This is a genomic window from Faecalibacterium prausnitzii (genome assembly GCF_003287405.1).
In the GTDB taxonomy this organism is placed as follows: domain Bacteria; phylum Bacillota; class Clostridia; order Oscillospirales; family Ruminococcaceae; genus Faecalibacterium; species Faecalibacterium intestinale.
On sequence record NZ_PRLD01000037.1, the window covers coordinates 1 to 3,848 of the forward strand.

The 3,848-nt window shown below is 57.0% G+C and carries 3 protein-coding genes; all 3 read left to right on the forward strand.

The annotated features are described in order from the left end of the window. The coding region (locus C4N24_RS14735; protein WP_112092012.1) for a relaxase/mobilization nuclease domain-containing protein at positions 1–1,476 on the forward strand (1,476 nt) is incomplete at its 5' end. Positions 1,477–1,668: 192 nt separating this feature from the next. Continuing rightward, the gene (locus C4N24_RS14740; RefSeq protein WP_278320378.1) at positions 1,669–2,121 is read left to right on the forward strand and encodes a CHC2 zinc finger domain-containing protein; all 453 of its coding nucleotides are present in this window, start codon (positions 1,669–1,671) and stop codon (positions 2,119–2,121) included. Next, positions 2,084–3,430, forward strand: coding sequence for a DNA primase family protein (locus tag C4N24_RS14745; protein ID WP_112092014.1), 1,347 nt, complete (start codon positions 2,084–2,086; stop codon positions 3,428–3,430). The genes C4N24_RS14740 and C4N24_RS14745 overlap by 38 nt, the downstream gene beginning before the upstream one ends. Positions 3,431–3,848 lie beyond the last annotated feature (418 nt).

Sequence of the window (3,848 nt, forward strand, 5' to 3'; positions counted from 1 at the left end):
GGTCTGCCCATTCTGGACGAGAAGGGCAGACCCAAGCTGCGGGATTCGTACCTGCTCGACACCCTTGAGTGCGGCGAATCTTCGTTTGCTATGGCCTGCCTGATTGCCAATCGCAAGTACGGCAAGAACGGCAGGCGGGAGGACGTGAAGACCCACCATTATATCATCAGCTTCGACCCGAAGGACGCAGTGGAGAACGGCCTGACCATGGAGCGGGCGCAAGCCCTTGGCTTGCAGTTCTGCAAGGACAACTTCCCCGGTCATCCCGCCATTGTCTGCACCCACCCGGACGGTCACAACAGTGCCGGGAACATCCACGTCCACATCGTCATCGGCAGCTTGCGCGTCCGCACCGTGGAATGGCAGCCCTTCATGGACAAGCCGTGCGACTGGGAAGCGGGCAAGAAGCACCGCTGCACCTCTGCCATGCTCCGGCACCTCCGTGTCGCAGTTATGGAGATGTGCGAGCAAGCCGACCTGAACCAGATCAACCTGCTGGAAGCCCAAGGCGACCATGTTTCGGAGCGCGAGTATTGGGCGCAGCGGCGCGGACAACGCCGTCTCGACCATGCCAACGCCAAACTCGCCGCCGAATGGCAGCAGCCCACCCAGACCGTCTACCAGACCGAACTGGACAAGCTGCGAAAGCAGATCTACTCCGTGCTGAACAAGACCACCACCTTCGAGGAATTTTCTGCATTGCTCATGCAGGAACACGGCATCGCCGTGAAGGAAAGCCGAGGCCGGTTGAGCTACTGCCCACCCGGCCGGACAAAGTTCATCACCGCCAAGAAACTGAGCAAGAAGCTGGAAAAGGAGCAGGTGCTGACCGCCCTCTCCCAGAACATCCAGCTTGCCGCCATCATCCAGCCCAGCAGCGAGAAGAAGCCGGATAAGATCAGGAAACTGGTTGACATTCAGGCGAACGTTGCTGCGGGCAAGGGCATCGGCTATGAGCGTTGGGCGAAAAAGTTCAACCTCAAACGCTGGTCGCAGACCTTGTGTCTCCTGCAGGAGAAAAAGCTGCTCAGCGAAGATGCCCTGCACCAGCGCATTGCCGAACTGCAAACCCAGCACGACGATGCACTGGCGGTGGTCAAAGACATAGATGCCCGCATGGTCTCCCTCAAGGAGCTGCGCGGGCATCTTGTGGTCTATCGGCAGTACAAGCCTCTTGCACAGAAGCTCCAGACTGTGCGGAATCCCGCCAAGTTCAAGGAGCAGCACCGTGCAGAGTTTGCTGTGTACGAGGCCGCTTGCGCCTATTTCAAGGCCAACGGGCTCAGGACACTGCCGGACCTCAAAAAGCTGGATGCCGAATATCAGACCCTTTCCTCGGAGAAAAACGGTTTCTACACCCGCTACAAGAAAACGCAGATCGAACTGCGTGAACTCCGCACCGCACAACAAAACGTGGATGCCTTCTTCCGCAAGGAAGAGCGCAGCCACGCCGTACCGCAGCAGGAGGTCAAATGAACAACACTCTGACGGATCGATGTGTGAATAAACCCAACCTCACCCACGCCCCTCACCGGGCTTCGTCCTTTCGCCTGTACCCCGCCCATTGGGACGGAGGGTAGCACCTCTGTCTTTTCGGACGTAAAAAACGCCATCTCGACCCGGCAGGCAGCAGAGCTATACGGCTTCGCCGTAAACCGGAACGGCATGATGTGCTGTCCCTTTCACGGGGACAAACACCCCAGCATGAAGGTGGACAGCCGTTTCCACTGTTTCGCCTGTCAGGCGGATGGCGATGTGATCGATTTTGTCGGCAGACTTTTTCAACTTTCTCCCTATAAGGCTGTGGAAAAGTTGAAGAACGATTTCGGCATGGCACTTGCCGACGGCAAGGTGCGGCTTGCTCCCCGCAGACCGTCCACCGTCCGGCAGCAGCTGCTGGACTATTACCGCTGTCTGCAGCGTTGGCGGATCCGATACGCACCGCAGTCACCCACAGAAGAACTTCACCCCTGCTTTCTTGAAGCGATAAAGAACCTTGACATCGTTGAATATTATCTGGACTGTTCGGTGCTCCCGGACCCGCAGACCGAAAACGAGCTACGGAAGTATTGGGAGGGATTGCATGAGCGACTGGAAAAAGAGGAACGAAGATTGGCGTGATGAGGACGAACTGGAAGAAGAGGAAGAATGCGAATGCCCTTGGGTAGACAGCAAGGGCAAAGTGCGTGAAACCGCTTACTGCCAGTACCTTTTAGAGAAGCACCCCATGATGTGCCTGAAACAGAAGCTGTTCGACCAGAACGGCGAGGTAGACGAGGATGCACTGCTCTACGAAGTCCACAGCGACCTCCGTGACTTTGTGCTCGACAACCTTGCCAAGAAGGAGAAGCAGGTTCTGGACGCACTCCGTATCGAAACCTATACCCCTGAATGGAAACCCCAGCTTGACCGCATCCATCTCCAGAACGGAACCTACTTTCTGGACGAGCGGGGATTTGTGCCGGAAAAGGAACTCTGCCTGAACCGGCTCCCCGTGGAATACCAGCCCGATGCCCCTGCACCGACCAAGTGGCTGGAATTTCTGGACGGTCTGCTGATCCCGGAGGACATTCTGACCTTGCAGGAATACCTTGGCTATCTCCTGATCCCGTCTACCAAGGCGCAGAAGATGCTGGTCATGACCGGCAAGGGCGGCGAGGGAAAATCCCGCATCGGCTTGCTACTGAAGAAGCTGTTCGGGGAAGCCTCTCACTCCGAATCCATCCTCCGCATCGAAACGAACCGCTTTGCCAGTGCAAATCTGGAGTACAAGCTGGTCATGGTCGATGACGACCTGAACATGGTGGCTTTGCCCGAAACACGGAACATCAAGTCCATCGTCACCGCCGAGGATCGCCTGTGCATCGAGCGGAAGAACAAGCAGGCTGTCCAAGGCTTGCTGTACGTTCGTTTCATCTGCTTCGGCAATGGCAACCTTGTGGCCGCTCACGATGACAGCGACGGCTTCTGGCGCAGGCAGATCCTCATCACGGTGAAAGACCGTGACCCTGCCCGGGTGGATAACCCCTTCCTCATCGAAGAGTTGTCCGAGGAGCGTCCCGGCATCCTGCTGTGGATGCTGGAAGGGTTGCATCGTCTGCTGGCGAACCGCTATCAGTTCACCATCAGCGAGCGCTCCATCCAGAACCTCGAAGCAGCCATGGCGGACAGCGATAACCTGACCCAGTTCATGCAGGCCAGTGCGTATGTCCGCTTCAAGCCCGACACCGAGGAACGCTCCACCTACCTCTATCGCGCCTACACCAAGTGGTGCGAGGATAATCTGGAATCACCTGTTCCGCAAAAGAAGTTCAGCCAGTTCCTGCTGAAAAATGCGGGGAAGTATGGCCTGACCTTCTCCAAGCACATCGAGGGAAAGTACCGCGGCTTCCGGGGCGTATGCGTCCACCCCGCTTTTGCTGCGGCATAAAACACACGAAAAGTGAAAATCTCCCGCCCTACGCGCCCCAAAGTAGTGGTTTCGACTTGTTATCGCTGTTTTCTTCAGGTGTGTATCCGCCCCTTTCGGGCAGATACAGGGCGGCAACACGCCCTTCGGGGCGGGAGAGAAACCAAGATGCGCCCCAAAAGGGCGCGTGCATCCCAGCCATGCGCCCCATAAAATCAACACAGAAAGGTACTTTTGTGTGGTTTGGGGCGCGTGGGGCGCGTAAATTCAAGTTCTCGCACTTTTTTGGGCTGCTGCTTCGGGTCAGGAGTGGCAGGCCCTTACATATTTACCGGCCCACAAGGGTGTAACTCAACCGGAGCTGCACCGGGTCTGGAGAAGTGCAAAGGAGACATGCCTATGACGAATGTCCGCAAAAATTCCGCCAAACTGACCCGTG

Coding starts and splice junctions, on each gene's coding strand:
- C4N24_RS14740 (WP_278320378.1), top strand. CDS start 1,669: ATGTGCTGTCCCTTTCACGGGGACAAACACCCCAGCATGAAGGTGGAC.
- C4N24_RS14745 (WP_112092014.1), top strand. CDS start 2,084: ATGAGCGACTGGAAAAAGAGGAACGAAGATTGGCGTGATGAGGACGAA.